Below are 15,879 nucleotides of genomic sequence, written 5' to 3' on the forward strand. Positions count from 1 at the left end.
GAAAACATGTCAAAGACATATCATTTTATCGGAATTAAGGGATCAGGGATGAGTGCCTTGGCCTTGATGTTGCACCAAATGGGGCATAAGGTACAGGGTTCAGATGTTGAGAAGTACTATTTTACCCAACGTGGTCTTGAGCAGGCAGGGATTACTATTCTTCCTTTTGATGAAAAGAATCTAGACGGTGATATGGAAATTATCGCTGGAAATGCCTTTCGTCCAGATAACAACGTCGAAATTGCTTATGCGGACCAAAATGGCATCAGCTACAAACGTTACCATGAGTTTCTAGGTAGCTTTATGCGCGACTTTGTCAGCATGGGAGTAGCTGGAGCGCATGGAAAAACGTCAACTACTGGGATGTTGTCTCATGTCTTGTCTCACATTACAGATACTAGCTTCTTGATTGGGGATGGGACAGGTCGTGGTTCAGCCAATGCTAAATATTTTGTCTTTGAATCTGACGAATATGAGCGTCACTTCATGCCTTACCATCCAGAATACTCTATTATCACCAACATTGACTTTGACCATCCAGACTATTTCACAAGTCTAGAGGATGTTTTCAATGCCTTTAATGACTATGCTAAACAAATTACCAAAGGTTTGTTTATCTACGGTGAAGATGCTGAATTGCGTAAGATTACGTCTGATGCACCAATTTATTATTATGGTTTTGAAGCAGAAGGCAATGACTTTGTAGCTAGCGATCTTCTTCGTTCAACAACTGGTTCAACCTTCACTGTTCACTTCCGTGGACAAGAATTGGGGCAATTCCACATTCCAACCTTTGGTCGTCACAATATCATGAATGCGACAGCCGTTATTGGTCTTCTTTACACAGCAGGATTTGATTTGAACTTGGTGCGTGAACACTTGAAAACATTTGCCGGTGTTAAGCGTCGTTTCACTGAGAAAATTGTTAATGACACAGTGATTATCGATGACTTTGCCCACCATCCAACAGAAATCATTGCGACCTTGGATGCGGCTCGTCAAAAATATCCAAGCAAAGAGATAGTAGCAATCTTCCAACCGCATACTTTTACAAGAACCATTGCCTTGTTGGACGAATTTGCCCACGCTTTGAACCAAGCGGATGCAGTTTACCTAGCGCAAATTTATGGATCTGCTCGTGAAGTAGACCACGGCGATGTTAAGGTAGAAGACCTAGCCAATAAAATCAACAAGAAACACCAAGTCATTACTGTTGAAAATGTTTCTCCACTCCTAGACCATGACAATGCTGTTTATGTCTTTATGGGAGCAGGGGACATCCAAACCTATGAATATTCATTTGAACGTCTCTTGTCTAATTTGACAAGCAATGTTCAATAGGCTATCCACATGGAAACTCCAATTAAGATCATTCGGGCAAATAAGTCTGATTTACCTGAGATAGAGGCACTGCAGACCTCATCTTTTCCAGCTGAAAAACAGCTGACTTCCCATATCTTAGAAGAAAGTATCCGTAAGTCTGCGGATACCTTTCTTCTAGCTAGGGATGAAAATCAGCTTCTGGGCTATGTTCTAGGTGGTCCTTACCCACACAATCCGAAATGTCTAGAAGTACATTCTTTAGTCATTGATACTGACCATCAGAGACAGGGCTTGGGCATGCTTCTTCTTGCGGCTTTAAAAGAGGTGGCTGTTGAGCAGGATTACAAAGCTATTCGTTTGAAGAGTCCTGATGAGCTACTTTCCTATTTTGAAATGAACGGTTTTATTGATGAAGAAGAAGGAACTGCGCTTTATGCAGCTAGTCAAGGTTTTAGTATGATTTGGTTTAATCCTTTTTATCTGGAGGCACAATGAAAATTAGGAAAGCAAGATTAGAAGATTTAGATCGTATCGTTGAGATTGAACTAGAAAATTTCTCACTTGAAGAAGCCATTACTCGCTCTGTTTTTGAGGCGCATTTGCGAGTAATTCAGACCTCTTTTCTGGTTGCAGAAAAAGAGGGTAAGATTATTGGTTATATAGAAGGGCCAGTTGGACCACACCGCCATCTGCAAGACCAGTCTTTTACAGAGGAGATAGAAGACCATAGTCATGAGCCTGGTGGTTATATCTCTGTGACCTGCCTGTCTATTGCCAAGGAAGCACAGAGACTAGGACTGGGTCAGAAATTGCTAACAGCTTTGAAAGAACTGGCTCTTGAACACGAAAGAGAAGGCATTAACCTAACCTGTCATGACTATCTCATCGCCTACTACGAAAAGCATGGATTTGTCAATGAAGGCTTGTCCCAGTCAACCTTTGCAGGAGAAACCTGGTATGATATGGTCTGGGAAGCTAAAAAATAAGCCAGAAAAGCATGCTAGGTTGCTTTTCTTTCGTTTTTAAGATATAATATTATGGATTGTCAACGAGGAGGATAAACTTTTGAGTGAAAAGTCAAGAGAAGACGAAAAATTAAGCTTTAAAGAGCAGATTTTACGTGATTTAGAACGAGTTAAAAAACATGAAGAAGATCAGGAAGAAGTTAATTTAGCTTCAATAAAACCTCAACTTTCTTCTAAAAATGATCAGTCAATAGAAGACTTGATGGAAGATTCTCTATCAGCTGTAGAGGATATTATGAGAAACGCTCCTACCGTGCCGACTCACCCCAGCCAAGATTTACCAGCTTCTCCAGCAGATGAGATAAAAAGAGAAACTCTTACTGTTCCAAGTCATCCCAGTCAAGATGTTCCTTCTTCTCCCGCGGAAGAGGCTGTAAGACAAGCTCCACTTGCTCCTAGTCACCCGAGTCAAGAAGGACCTTCTACTCCATCAGCGGAGGGAGTATCAAGACCAACTCCAGGACCTGTTAGTCCTAGAAACGTAGAGAAGGAATTTAATGAAATCCCAACAAGAGTAGCTGTTTCTTATAAGACTGAAGCTGAAAAAGAACCTCAGAAAGAAGTAGCAAAACCAGAACCAGTTACGGAAGCGGAAGCTGTTGACGTGATTTCTGAAACTCCACGTCGTAGTCGTCGTGAGACTGTTAAACCTGTTAAGAAGAAAAAATCACATTTGAAAGCTTTCTTCATTTCTCTATTGATTTTCCTTGCCTTGATTTCAGCAGGTGGTTACTTTGGTTACCAGTATGTTCAATCATCTTTATTACCAGTTGATGCAAATTCTAAGGAATATGTAACGGTTCAAATCCCAGAAGGATCCAATGTCCAAGAGATTGGATCAGCACTTGAACATTCTGGTGTGATTAAACACGGAGTGATTTTTGCTTTTTATGCTAAATATAAGAATTATTCAGATTTGAAGGCTGGATATTACAATTTGCAAAAGAGTATGAGTACAGAGGATATCATTAAGGAACTCCAAAAAGGTGGTACTCCTGAACCTCAAGAACCTTCACTTGCAGATTTGACTATTCCAGAGGGATATACAATTGAGCAAACTGCCCAAGCTGTAGGCCAATTACAAGGTGAATTTAAAGAACCTTTGACAGCGGATGCTTTCTTGGCTAAAGTTCAAGATGACAACTTTATCAGTCAAGAAGTTGCTAAATATCCAAACCTACTTGAAAGCTTGCCAACGAAAGAAAGTGGAGTTCGTTACCGTTTGGAAGGTTATCTTTTCCCAGCGACCTACTCTATAAAGGAAAGCACGACTATTGAAAGCTTGGTTGATGAGATGCTGGCAGCCATGGATAAGACCTTGACTCCGCACTATAGTGCAATTAAGTCTAAAAACTTGACAGTTAATGAATTGCTAACAATTGCTTCACTTGTTGAAAAAGAAGGAGCTAAGACTGAAGATCGTAAGTTGATTGCAGGTGTTTTCTACAACCGCTTGAATCTTGGAATGCCACTTCAAAGCAATATTGCAATCTTGTATGCCCAAGGGAAACTTGGCCAAAATATTAGCCTAGCAGATGATGCTGGAATTGACACATCGATTAATTCACCATATAATGTTTATACCAAACCTGGTTTGATGCCTGGTCCAGTGGATAGTCCAAGTCAGGACGCTATTGAGGCAAGTATCAACCAAACTAAGAGTGAGAACCTATACTTTGTAGCCAATGTTACAGATGGTAAAGTCTATTACGCAGTTACTCAAGAAGAACATGATCGTAATGTAGCTGAGCACGTCAATAGCAAGCTTACTCAAAATAGTAGTTCAAACTAAGACTACAAAAATGAGAATCTCAGATAGAGATTCAATACTATCGAAAGAAAGTTGAGAAAAATGGCAGAAAAAACATATCCTATGACCCTTGCGGAAAAGGAAAAACTTGAAAAAGAATTAGAAGAATTGAAATTGGTCCGCCGACCAGAAGTGGTAGAACGCATTAAGATTGCCCGTTCATATGGTGACCTTTCAGAAAACAGTGAGTACGAAGCAGCTAAGGATGAACAAGCCTTTGTCGAAGGACAAATCTCTAGCTTGGAAACAAAAATCCGTTATGCTGAAATTGTCAATAGTGACTCAGTTGCCCAAGACGAAGTAGCGATTGGTAAAACAGTTACTATCCAAGAAATTGGTGAGGACGAAGAAGAAGTTTATATTATCGTAGGTTCAGCGGGTGCAGATGCCTTTGCAGGTAAGGTTTCAAATGAAAGCCCAATTGGACAAGCCTTGATTGGCAAGAAAACAGGTGACACAGCAACCATTGAAACACCTGTTGGTAGCTATGATGTAAAAATCTTGAAGGTTGAAAAAACAGCCTAAAAACAGAAAAAAGGAGTGGGGAGGCGATGCGCTTCACTCACTCCTTTTTCCATTTTGCTACTCTTCGAAAATCAAATTCAAACCACGTCAGCGTCGCCTTGCCGTATATATGTGTTACTGACTTCGTCAGTTCTATCTACAACCTCAAAACAGTGTTTTGAGCAACCTGCGGCTAGCTTCCTAGTTTGCTCTTTGATTTTCATTGAGTATAAATTAAATTGAATTGGAGACGTTATGAGTTCAAAGAAGAAAAAAAATAAGATGGAGCGTGGTCTAACCAATCGTCACGTGCAGGTTATGGCCATTGCAGGAACAATCGGAACAGGACTCTTTTTGGGAGCGGGTCGCTCTATTAGCCTAACAGGTCCTTCCATTGTACTGATTTATATGATTACAGGGGCTTTCATGTTCCTCATGATGCGTGCGGTTGGGGAAATGCTCTATCAAGATCCTGAGCAACATACCTTTATCAACTTTATCACGCGCCATTTGGGCAAGGGCTGGGGTTATTTCTCAGTTTGGTCTTACTGGCTATCCGTTGTCTTTATCGGTATGGCGGAAATCACAGCTATCTCTCACTATGTTCAGTTCTGGTTCCCTAGCTGGCCAAGTTGGATGATTGAGATTGGATTTTTAACCATTCTAGCCTTGGTCAATCTGATTGCGGTGAAGCTCTTTGGAGAAGTTGAGTTTTGGTTTGCTATGGTCAAGATTGTGGCTATTTTAGCTATGATTGCGACAGGGGTCTTTATGGTCTTGACAGGCTTTAAGACACCTCATGGTGTAGCAAGTTTGGCTAATATTGCTGATAATTTTTCACTTTTCCCAAATGGTGGAGTGAGCTTTGTCATGGCCTTCCAGATGGTTTTCTTTGCCTACCTCATGATTGAGTTTATCGGGGTCACAACTTCTGAAACCAAAAATCCACGTCAGGTATTGCCAAAAGCCGTTAAGGAAATTCCCTTGCGTATCGCTTTTTTCTATGGAGGTGCCCTATTAGCCATTATGGCCATCATTCCTTGGCGTGAACTTGCATCAGCTGATTCTCCCTTTGTTACAGTGTTTGAATTGGCAGGTATCAAGTGGGCAGCAGCCTTGATTAACTTTGTGGTCTTGACGTCAGCAGCGTCTGCTCTTAACTCAACCCTTTATTCAACAGGTCGTCATTTGTACCAGATTGCCCATGATTCGCCAAATCGCTTCCTCAAAGCAATTAAAGCAGATACTCTTTCTCGACACAATGTGCCACAAAATGCCATCATCGCTTCAGCAATCTTGATTGCCCTAGCAGCCTTTATTAATGTCTTGCCGGGTGTTTCCGATGCCTTTGCCTTGATTACGGCATCATCATCAGGTGTCTATATCGCCATTTATATCTTGATTATGGTGGCTCACCTTAAATACCGCAAGTCAGCAGACTTTATGGCGGATGGCTATCTCATGCCCCACTATCGTTTCCTAAATCCTCTAACCATGCTCTTCTTTGTCTTTGTCTTTGTAACCCTCTTTTTACAAGAGTCTACTTTAGTAGGAGCCATTGGTTCAGCTATTTGGATTATCGGTTTCGGGATTTACAGCCAGTGGAAATTTAGAGAATAAATTAATACTCAATGAAAATCAAAGAGCAAACTAGGAAGCTAGTCGCAGGCTGCTCAAAACACGGTTTTGAGGTTGTGGATAGAACTGACGAAGTCAGTAACATATATACGGCAAGGTGAAGCTGACGTGGTTTGAATTTGATTTTCGAAGAGTGTAAGGACTCATCAACTCAGGTTGGTGAGTTTTTGCTAGTTTGACAGTCTATTGAAATAAGACTATAATCAAGCTGTAACAGTATTTAAGGAGATTTAGATGTACTTTAGATTGGAAAATAAGGAATCCTATAAATCACAGGAAATAGGGAATCTGATTCGTGCTTATAATCGTTCAAAAAGAGAAGAAGCAGAAAGTGAGCCACTTAATCTTTATGTCGAAGATGAAAAGGGCAATCTCCTGGCAGGTTTGATAGCAGAGACTTTTGGAAATTGGCTAGAAATCGAGTATTTATTTGTAAAAGAGGAACTGAGAGGACAAGGAATCGGTTCAAAACTATTGCAGCAAGCAGAAACTGAAGCTAAGAATCGAAACTGTCGTTTTGCTTTTGTCAATACTTACCAGTTTCAAGCTCCAGATTTTTATAAAAGGCATGGCTACAAGGAAGTCTTTGCTTTGCAAGACTATCCCTACATTGGGCAAAGATATTATTACCAAAAAGATTTGTAAGGAGAATATGAAATCATAAAGCAAAAAGGGGGGCTTGACATAAGTATGAAGGAGATTCTCGATAAATACCAGTTAAATCCTACAAATTGTGTCTTTCTAGGTGATAGTGAGGACAATACAATCGCTGCTGAGAAATTGGGAATCAAGGTCTATACGGTTAAGAAGAGAAGTGATGTCGTCGATATTTTGAAATCCTATATTTAAACTTAACACTCTCTATTTTTTATGGTAGAGAGTTTTTTGTTAATAAAATTTTACAAAATGACATTTATATATTGCATTAAGTTAGATATATGATATAATGTTGTTAAAAAGAGGCGCAACTTTTTAAAATTAATGAGAATCAAAGAGAAAACCAAGAATATTAATGGAGGAATAAAAATGGAAGTTATAAATGTAAGTAAGCATTATGGTCATTCAATCATTCTCAAAGATATAAATTTTGCACTTAATAAGGGTGAAATTGTTGGTCTAGTAGGGAGAAACGGAGTTGGAAAGAGTACATTGATGAAAATTCTTGTTCAGAATAATCAACCGACTTCAGGGAATATTATAAGTAGTGATAATGTTGGGTATTTAATCGAAGAACCAAAATTATTTTTATCTAAAACAGGTTTAGAGAATTTAAAATATTTGTCAAATTTATATGGTATTGACTACAATCAAGAAAGATTTGGAAGTTTGATCCAAGAGTTAGATTTGACTCAGTATATTAATAAAAAAGTAAAGACCTATTCTTTGGGTACAAAACAAAAATTAGCTTTGCTTCTAACTCTCGTTACGGAACCAGATATGTTGATTTTAGATGAACCGACTAATGGTTTAGATATTGAATCATCACAAATAGTTTTAGCGGTTCTAAAAAATTTAGTTTTACATGAAAATGTGGGAATTTTAATATCGAGTCATAAATTAGAAGATATTGAAGAAATTTGTGAGAGAGTCCTTTTCTTGGAGAACGGGCTTTTGACATTCCAAAAAGTAGGAAAAGATAGTCATAATTGCTTATTTGAGATAGTTTTTTCATCAGCTACAGATAAAGACATTTTCATTACCAAACAAGAATTTGGGGATATTGTTCAGGAAGAGGGACTGAAAATTACTATGTCTGGGAATATTCAAAGTAGTGAGCTTTTTAAATTTTTTAACGAAAACTCTATTAAAGTAGTTGATTTTGAAACTAAAAAAGAGACGCTTAAAGATATTTATCTAAATCGTTCAAAATAAAGGAAGGTTATAATCATGAAATTAAATAAATTGAATTTTCTTAAGGAAAATATAAGAGATTTATATTCATCAGGCGTAATATATCTCGGATTGATTATCTCGTTTATACCGCCGATACTGGTTACATTCTTTATTCTAAAGACTCAAGGGACATCACTTGGTATTAAGCATATTTCAAATTTTTATGCTATGCTCGGTATGTTAATGGCTGTTATACATGCTAACCGAATTATTAGCAGGGATTTTTCCTACAATACGATCAGTTTATTTTATAATCAACAGAAAAATCGGATGATTTACGCCTTGTCCAATTTTCTATATGCCATCTCAGTTTCCATTATCTATGCTTTGAATGGTATTGTGTTACTAGTCATCGTAAGTAAATTGGGTGTTCCAGGTGATTTAGGATTAGATTTTATAGTAGCCATTGTAGTCAATACAATTTTGTTAGTCCTATTTTATTTTCTATTATCTTACATTTTCTATTTATACAAATTGAAAAGTGGGTTGGTATTTGGTATTTTAGTAGCTTTACTACTCTTTATCCCTAATATATTAAATACGATTATGATGAATACTAGTAATGATTTGTTTATCAAAGCAATTGAACTTCTTCCTTTTTATTCTTTACCTGTATTTGTGGCTTCGAATACGATGTCTATTAGTCAGTATCTTGTGGCAACCACTACAATCATTTTATTGTACTTGTTCACTCTCAAGAAAAGCAAGGAGTATTCATTGTAGTTTCATTTAGTATTATTTTGCAGATTTAAAATCCAGCTAAAAATCAGTCATCTTGGTATGCTCCTGTTCTTGCTGTTCACCACGTTTTTGACTTATACTAGACTCAATTCCAAAAGCATTATATAATAGTGATATGAAACTGACTAAACTAAACAAGAAATACAATCAATAAAAACTCGTTTAAAAGATCCTACTAAAGCTAATACTAAACAAAAATCAAAGAACAAACCAGGGAGTTTATTTCAAACAACCTAAAATACTGGTTTTATGCTGAAGATAATACTGGATTGCAAATTAATGGGGTTATAATAAATGGCTGATAGCTTGTGTTAGTTTGGAATTTTTTAAGAGTAGATGAATATTAAAGCTAAACGGAGGACGCAGGTGGCTAAAAATTTAAAATTAAAATTAGCTCGGGTAGAGCTTGATTTAACTCAAGGTCAACTGGCAGAGGCTGTCGGGGTGACGCGCCAGACTATTGGTTTGATAGAAGCGGGGAAATACAATCCCAGTCTCTCGCTCTGCCAGTCCATTTGCAGATGTTTAGGGAAAACCCTAGACCAACTATTTTGGGAGGAAGAAGATGGTAAATAAATTCATTCATTATCAATTACTTGACGAAAGAGAAGAACAACTAATCAATAAAGCTGGAGCAGAGTCCTTTTCACTCTTTATTGGGCTTGTACTTCTAAGCTATTTGGTGGCAGTGTTGGCTCCATCTCTTTTTAATCCGAATTTTCTAGTCTATACTCTGATAGTAGGAATTTTCTTCTTTTTCAATCGTGCCCGTTATCTGGGAGTGACCTACTATAGTCGTTTTCATTTTACGATTTTGGGTTGTTTTTTTCTAACTTTGGCTATTACAGCTCTTTTGATGTTACAGAATTATCAATTCAACATAGAAATTTATCAGCACAATCCTTTGAACGTTAAATACCTGTCTGCTTGGGCAATTACTTATGTCATTTACCTTCCCTGGGTTTTTATTGGCAATCTTGGTCTTAAGAGCTATGGCGAATGGGCTCAGAAAAAATTTGAGCAAGACATGGATGAACTGGAGAGTGGAGAATAGCTTGTTACTCTTTTCTCAATCCAGATAAAATGTGATATAATAGTACTAATTTATTGGAATACATGAAAGTTCTTGAAAATTTTCATGGGTTTCTAGCTAAGGAAGTAGGAAAAGTATGTATCCAGATGATAGTTTGACATTGCACACGGACTTGTACCAGATTAACATGATGCAGGTTTACTTTGACCAAGGAATTCACAATAAAAAGGCGGTCTTTGAGGTTTATTTCCGCCAACAGCCTTTTAAGAATGGCTATGCGGTTTTTGCAGGTTTGGAAAGAATTGTGAATTATCTTGAAGACTTGCGTTTTTCAGATAGTGATATTGCCTATTTGGAGTCTCTAGGCTATCATGGAGCATTCTTGGATTACCTTCGCAATTTCCAGTTGGAGTTGACCGTTCGTTCTGCCCAAGAAGGGGATTTGGTTTTTGCCAATGAACCGATTGTGCAGGTGGAAGGTCCTCTAGCCCAATGTCAGTTGGTCGAAACGGCTCTTTTGAACATCGTCAACTACCAGACCTTGGTGGCGACTAAGGCAGCTCGTATTCGTTCGGTCATCGAAGATGAACCCTTGATGGAGTTTGGGACACGTCGGGCTCAAGAAATGGATGCGGCTATCTGGGGAACACGCGCAGCGGTGATTGGTGGAGCCAATGGAACCAGCAACGTGCGCGCTGGTAAACTCTTTGACATTCCTGTTTTGGGAACCCATGCCCATGCTTTGGTTCAGGTTTATGGAAATGACTATGAAGCTTTCAAGGCTTATGCTGCGACCCACAAAAATTGCGTCTTTCTTGTGGATACCTATGATACCCTTCGCATTGGAGTTCCAGCTGCCATTCAGGTGGCGCGTGAACTGGGTGACCAGATTAACTTTATGGGTGTGCGGATTGACTCTGGGGATATTGCTTACATTTCCAAGAAAGTCCGTCAGCAACTGGACGAGGCTGGATTTACAGAGGCTAAGATTTACGCTTCTAATGACTTAGACGAAAATACCATCCTCAACCTCAAGATGCAAAAGGCCAAGATTGATGTCTGGGGTGTGGGTACCAAGCTGATTACAGCCTATGACCAGCCAGCTCTTGGGGCAGTTTACAAGATTGTTGCAATCGAAGATGAAAATGGCCAGATGCGCAATACAATTAAGCTGTCTAATAATGCAGAGAAAGTGTCTACGCCAGGTAAGAAGCAGGTGTGGCGCATTACCAGTCGTGAAAAAGGCAAGTCAGAAGGCGATTATATCACTTATGACGGTGTGGATGTGAGCGACATGACGGAAATCAAGATGTTCCATCCGACTTATACCTACATCAAGAAGACGGTTCGTAATTTTGATGCCGTTCCTCTCTTGGTGGATATCTTCAAAGACGGAAAATTGACTTACAGCTTGCCTAGCTTGACTGAGATTCAGGCTTATGCTCGTAAGGAATTTGACAAGCTTTGGGATGAGTACAAGCGCGTGCTCAATCCGCAGCACTATCCAGTGGATTTGGCGCGTGATGTATGGCAAGACAAGATGGACTTGATTGACAAGATGCGCAAGGAAGCCCTTGGTGAAGGAGAAGAAGAATGAGTTTGCAAGAAACGATTATCCAAGAACTGGGCGTGAAACCAGTGATTGATGCCCAGGAAGAAATCCGTCGATCCATTGATTTCTTAAAAAGATACCTGAAAAAACATCCCTTTCTTAAAGCTTTTGTACTAGGGATTTCTGGAGGGCAGGACTCGACTTTGGCAGGTCGTTTGGCTCAATTGGCTATGGAAGAACTGCGAGCAGAAACGGGAGATGACAGCTACAAATTTATCGCTGTCCGCCTGCCATATGGAGTACAAGCCGATGAAGCAGATGCTCAAAAAGCCCTAGCATTCATCCAGCCAGATGTCAGCTTGGTAGTTAATATCAAGGAATCAGCTGATGCCATGACAGCTGCAGTTGAAGCGACAGGTAGTTCTGTCTCGGACTTCAACAAGGGAAATATCAAGGCACGTTGCCGTATGATTGCTCAGTATGCCCTGGCAGGTGCCCATAGCGGAGCGGTCATTGGAACAGACCACGCCGCGGAAAATATCACAGGTTTCTTTACCAAGTTTGGTGACGGTGGTGCGGATATTCTCCCTCTTTACCGCCTCAATAAACGCCAAGGAAAACAACTCTTGCAGGAACTTGGTGCAGACCCAGCCCTTTATGAAAAAATCCCAACAGCAGACCTAGAAGAAGACAAACCAGGCCTAGCTGACGAAGTAGCCCTCGGAGTCACCTATGCAGAGATTGACGACTACCTAGAAGGCAAAATAATCAGCCCAGAAGCCCAAGCAAGAATCGAAAACTGGTGGTACAAAGGCCAACACAAACGCCACTTACCCATCACCGTATTTGATGACTTTTGGGAGTGAAAACCTCCAGTGGAGGTTTTCAGCCTCTCATCTTGAAATAAGAAAGTGAGAGAAGGTCCTGTGGACCTTTTTACCCTGAGCCTAGAAATGAGAAAGCGAGGAAGGTCCTGTGGACCTTTTTAGATTCTTGCCCTGAAATCAAAAAGAAAGAAAAACCTCCAGTGGAGGTTCTTACCCCGAGCATGAAAACAAGTAAGTGAAGAAGGTCCGTGTGACCTTCTTCGCTTATTACCTTGAAATTCAAAAGCAAAGTAAATCTAAATTGAGGTTGGGCAGAGAACCATCTATCAGAAAGCGAGGTAGCGTCATGAAAGCAATCGGTACGCAAATATTACAGACAGATCGTTTAATCTTGCGAAGATTTGTGGAAAGTGATGCAGAAGCCATGTTTCAGAATTGGGCTTCGTCCGCTGAAAATCTAACCTATGTCACTTGGGATCCTCATCCTGATGTCGAGGTGACTCGAAATTCGATTCGCAATTGGGTTGCCTCCTATGCCAATCCCAACTATTACAAATGGGCCATTTGTCTCAAAGAAAACCCGGAACAGGTGATAGGAGATATCAGCATCGTTACAATAGATGAGAACGATTTTTCTTGTGAAATTGGCTATGTGCTAGGCAAGAAATACTGGGGTCATGGCATGATGACAGAGGCTTTGAAAGCTGTCTTGGACTTTTGTTTTACTCAAGCAGGTTTTCAAGATGTCAGAGCACGATATGCTAGTCTTAATCCAGCTTCAGGTCGTGTCATGGAGAAGGCTGGAATGTCCTATCTCAAGACTATTACCAATGGTGTAGAGAGAAAAGGCTATCTTGCTGATCTTATTTATTATCAGGTAAGTAGGGAAGACTAGTGAATTTTCTTTTCAGTTTCCATCAAAGTCAGACTGTGTCTGGCTTTTTTTGTAACATTTTTTACATAACCTGATTAAATCCCTATTTTTCCCTATCATTGTCCCTGTTTTTTCTGGAGTTTTGGGGCTATAATAGTCCTATCAAATCAAAGAATGGAGGAAGGCAATGGATAATATAATCTTTTTTATCAGTGCTTTTCTTGCTGGAATTCTTTCCTTCTTTTCTCCTTGTATTTTACCCTTGTTACCGGTTTATGCAGGGGTCTTGTTGGATGACAAAGATGGTGCTCAGGCTTCTAGTGGAAAATTTTCAATCTCACTTGTTAGTTTATTGCGAACTTTGGCCTTTATAGCAGGGATATCCTTTGTTTTTATCTTACTAGGCTATGGAGCTGGTTTTTTAGGCAATTTGCTGTATGCTTCTTGGTTTCAGTATGTGACGGGTGCGGTTATCATTCTTTTGGGCTTGCACCAGATGGAAGTCTTACATTTTCAGGGACTCTACAAGGAAAGAAGGCTACAATTAAAGAGACAGGGGCAAAAGGGTAACGGCTATAGTCAGGCATTTTTACTGGGGTTGACCTTTAGTTTTGCTTGGACGCCTTGTGTGGGGCCAGTTCTGGGCTCTGTTTTGGCCTTGGCGGCTTCAGGTGGTTCAGGTGCTTGGCAGGGAGCTGGTCTCATGTTAATCTATACGCTGGGGCTAGCGCTACCATTTTTGGTTTTAGCTCTAGCCTCCAGCTATGTTTTGAAACATTTCCGAAAACTCCATCCTTATCTCGGAACCCTCAAAAAAGTAGGTGGTTTCCTCATTATCGTGATGGGAATCTTGGTGCTTTTGGGAAATGCTTCCATTTTGACTACATTATTTGAATAGAGAGGAAGAAGAAATGAAAAAATGGCAAACATGTCTCCTTGGAGTCGGCTCAATCTGTTGCTTGGCAGCCTGTTCGGCTAAAAATATGTCAGACGAAGCTACTATGAAGGAGCAAACAAAAACAGAACAAGTCAGTTCACAAACTGCTACTAAAGGTCAGGCGGTTGCTGATTTTGAACTGATGGGAGTAGATGGCAAGACCTACCGCTTGTCTGATTACAAGGGCAAGAAAGTCTATCTCAAATTCTGGGCTTCTTGGTGTTCCATCTGTCTAGCCAGTCTTCCAGATACGGATGAAATTGCTAAGAATGCTGGTGATGATTATGTGGTCTTGACAGTGGTGTCTCCTGGACACAAGGGGGAACAAGCAGAAGCGGACTTCAAGAACTGGTACAAGGGCTTGGATTATAAAAATTTCCCAGTTCTAATTGACCCGTCAGGCAAACTCTTGGAAAGTTATGGTGTTCGTTCTTACCCAACTCAAGCCTTTATAGACAAGGAAGGAAAACTGGTCAAGACGCAACCAGGTTTTATGGATAAGGATATGATTTTAAAGACATTGAAAGAAATGGGGTAGAGAAAGGTCATGAATGATAAAGTAAAATTGTTTGTCTTGGCAGGAATCTTTTTCCTAGCCATAAGCGGTTTCTATTTTCTATTGATGCGAAATGCAGGGCAGACGGATAGCTCGCAAATTGAGAAAGCATCAGTTAGCCAAGGAGGAAAAACAGTGAAAAAAACAGAAGTGAGTAAAGATGCAGATTTGCACGAAATTTATCTGGCTGGAGGTTGTTTCTGGGGAGTTGAGGAATATTTCTCACGCGTTCCTGGAGTGACAGATGCCGTATCAGGCTATGCAAATGGTAGAGGGGAGACAATCAAGTACGAATTGATTAACCAAACAGGTCATGCGGAGACTGTCCATGTCACCTATGATGCCAAGCAAATTTCCCTCAAGGAAATCCTGCTTCATTATTTCCGCATTATCAATCCAACTAGCAAAAATAAACAAGGAAATGATGTGGGAACCCAGTACCGTACTGGTGTTTATTACACAGATGACAAGGATTTAGAGGTGATTAACCAAGTCTTTGATGAGGTGGCTAAGAAATACGATCAACCTCTAGCAGTTGAAAAGGAGACCTTGAAAAATTTTGTAGTGGCTGAGGATTACCACCAAGACTATCTCAAGAAAAATCCAAATGGCTACTGCCATATCAATGTCAATCAGGCAGCCTATCCTGTCATCGATGCCAGCAAATATCCCAAACCAAGCGATGAGGAATTGAAAAAGACCCTGTCACCTGAGGAGTATGCAGTTACCCAGAAAAATCAAACAGAACGAGCTTTCTCAAACCGCTACTGGGATAAATTTGAATCTGGTATCTATGTGGATGTAGCAACTGGCGAACCCCTCTTTTCATCAAAGGATAAGTTTGAGTCTGGTTGTGGCTGGCCTAGTTTTACCCAACCTATCAGTCCAGATGTTGCCACCTACAAGGAAGATAAGTCCTACAATATGACACGCATGGAAGTGCGGAGCCGAGTTGGAGATTCTCACCTTGGCCATGTCTTTACGGACGGCCCACAGGACAAGGGTGGCTTGCGCTACTGTATTAATAGTCTCTCTATCCGTTTTATTCCCAAAGACCAAATGGAAGAAAAAGGATATGCTTATTTACTAGATTATGTCGATTAAGAGGGCTTTCCTAAGCAGTTAGAGGAGAATTTTGCTATACTGATACTAGTAAGTGACAAAGG

18 protein-coding genes are annotated in these 15,879 nt (G+C 40.0%); all 18 read left to right on the forward strand.

Annotated features, from left to right (window positions below; genetic code table 11):
* Window positions 1-6: 6 nt before the first annotated feature.
* The 18 genes from murC to msrB all read left to right on the forward strand — a co-directional run bounded on the left by murC (window position 7) and on the right by msrB (window position 15,817).
* Complete coding sequence (gene murC, locus B7699_RS00640; RefSeq protein ID WP_020903460.1) at window positions 7-1,341, forward strand: UDP-N-acetylmuramate--L-alanine ligase; 1,335 nt, start codon at window positions 7-9, stop codon at window positions 1,339-1,341.
* A gap of 9 nt (window positions 1,342-1,350) precedes the next feature.
* The gene (locus B7699_RS00645; RefSeq protein ID WP_084926843.1) at window positions 1,351-1,818 is read left to right on the forward strand and encodes a GNAT family N-acetyltransferase; all 468 of its coding nucleotides are present in this window, start codon (window positions 1,351-1,353) and stop codon (window positions 1,816-1,818) included.
* Window positions 1,815-2,309, forward strand: a complete 495-nt coding sequence (locus B7699_RS00650; protein WP_084926844.1) for a GNAT family N-acetyltransferase — start codon at window positions 1,815-1,817, stop codon at window positions 2,307-2,309. Before B7699_RS00645 ends, B7699_RS00650 begins: the two co-directional genes overlap by 4 nt.
* A 79-nt stretch (window positions 2,310-2,388) precedes the next feature.
* Window positions 2,389-4,140, forward strand: a complete 1,752-nt coding sequence (mltG, locus tag B7699_RS00655; RefSeq protein ID WP_084926845.1) for an endolytic transglycosylase MltG — start codon at window positions 2,389-2,391, stop codon at window positions 4,138-4,140.
* A gap of 60 nt (window positions 4,141-4,200) precedes the next feature.
* Window positions 4,201-4,683, forward strand: a complete 483-nt coding sequence (gene greA, locus B7699_RS00660) for a transcription elongation factor GreA (protein ID WP_000818750.1) — start codon at window positions 4,201-4,203, stop codon at window positions 4,681-4,683.
* A gap of 234 nt (window positions 4,684-4,917) precedes the next feature.
* Window positions 4,918-6,282 (forward strand): amino acid permease, encoded by a 1,365-nt coding sequence (locus B7699_RS00670; protein ID WP_192851986.1) that lies wholly within the window; start codon window positions 4,918-4,920, stop codon window positions 6,280-6,282.
* 252 nt (window positions 6,283-6,534) lie between these two features.
* Window positions 6,535-6,945 (forward strand): GNAT family N-acetyltransferase, encoded by a 411-nt coding sequence (locus B7699_RS00675; protein WP_084926846.1) that lies wholly within the window; start codon window positions 6,535-6,537, stop codon window positions 6,943-6,945.
* A 45-nt stretch (window positions 6,946-6,990) separates the two neighbouring features.
* On the forward strand, window positions 6,991-7,149 hold the full coding sequence (locus B7699_RS09610) for a hypothetical protein (RefSeq protein WP_084926847.1): 159 nt from the start codon (window positions 6,991-6,993) through the stop codon (window positions 7,147-7,149).
* A gap of 177 nt (window positions 7,150-7,326) precedes the next feature.
* Window positions 7,327-8,172 carry an ABC transporter ATP-binding protein gene (locus tag B7699_RS00685; protein ID WP_084926871.1) on the forward strand — a complete coding sequence of 282 codons (846 nt, stop codon included), beginning with the start codon at window positions 7,327-7,329 and terminating at the stop codon, window positions 8,170-8,172.
* A 15-nt stretch (window positions 8,173-8,187) separates the two neighbouring features.
* Window positions 8,188-8,916 carry an ABC transporter permease gene (locus B7699_RS00690; protein ID WP_000773484.1) on the forward strand — a complete coding sequence of 243 codons (729 nt, stop codon included), beginning with the start codon at window positions 8,188-8,190 and terminating at the stop codon, window positions 8,914-8,916.
* A 384-nt stretch (window positions 8,917-9,300) separates the two neighbouring features.
* Window positions 9,301-9,510 carry a helix-turn-helix transcriptional regulator gene (locus B7699_RS00695; protein ID WP_001107500.1) on the forward strand — a complete coding sequence of 70 codons (210 nt, stop codon included), beginning with the start codon at window positions 9,301-9,303 and terminating at the stop codon, window positions 9,508-9,510.
* Window positions 9,500-9,988, forward strand: coding sequence for a DUF6773 family protein (locus B7699_RS00700; RefSeq protein WP_000247408.1), 489 nt, complete (start codon window positions 9,500-9,502; stop codon window positions 9,986-9,988). The genes B7699_RS00695 and B7699_RS00700 overlap by 11 nt, the downstream gene beginning before the upstream one ends.
* Before the next feature lie 115 nt (window positions 9,989-10,103).
* Window positions 10,104-11,564, forward strand: a complete 1,461-nt coding sequence (locus B7699_RS00705; protein WP_084926848.1) for a nicotinate phosphoribosyltransferase — start codon at window positions 10,104-10,106, stop codon at window positions 11,562-11,564.
* Window positions 11,561-12,385 carry an ammonia-dependent NAD(+) synthetase gene (nadE, locus tag B7699_RS00710; RefSeq protein WP_084926849.1) on the forward strand — a complete coding sequence of 275 codons (825 nt, stop codon included), beginning with the start codon at window positions 11,561-11,563 and terminating at the stop codon, window positions 12,383-12,385. Before B7699_RS00705 ends, nadE begins: the two co-directional genes overlap by 4 nt.
* A 307-nt stretch (window positions 12,386-12,692) precedes the next feature.
* Complete coding sequence (locus tag B7699_RS00715) at window positions 12,693-13,241, forward strand: GNAT family N-acetyltransferase (RefSeq protein WP_084926872.1); 549 nt, start codon at window positions 12,693-12,695, stop codon at window positions 13,239-13,241.
* Window positions 13,242-13,407: 166 nt separating this feature from the next.
* A complete protein-coding gene (gene ccdA2 / locus B7699_RS00720) occupies window positions 13,408-14,118 on the forward strand; it encodes a thiol-disulfide oxidoreductase-associated membrane protein CcdA2 (RefSeq protein WP_084926850.1) in 711 nt (236 codons plus the stop codon).
* Window positions 14,119-14,131: 13 nt separating this feature from the next.
* Window positions 14,132-14,695: a redoxin family protein gene (locus tag B7699_RS00725; protein WP_084926851.1), complete on the forward strand. Its 564-nt coding sequence runs from the start codon at window positions 14,132-14,134 to the stop codon at window positions 14,693-14,695.
* A 9-nt stretch (window positions 14,696-14,704) separates the two neighbouring features.
* A complete protein-coding gene (msrB, locus tag B7699_RS00730; RefSeq protein WP_084926852.1) occupies window positions 14,705-15,817 on the forward strand; it encodes a peptide-methionine (R)-S-oxide reductase MsrB in 1,113 nt (370 codons plus the stop codon).
* Window positions 15,818-15,879 lie beyond the last annotated feature (62 nt).

Source organism: Streptococcus mitis, assembly GCF_002096835.1.
Taxonomy (GTDB): Bacteria; Bacillota; Bacilli; order Lactobacillales; family Streptococcaceae; genus Streptococcus; species Streptococcus mitis_W.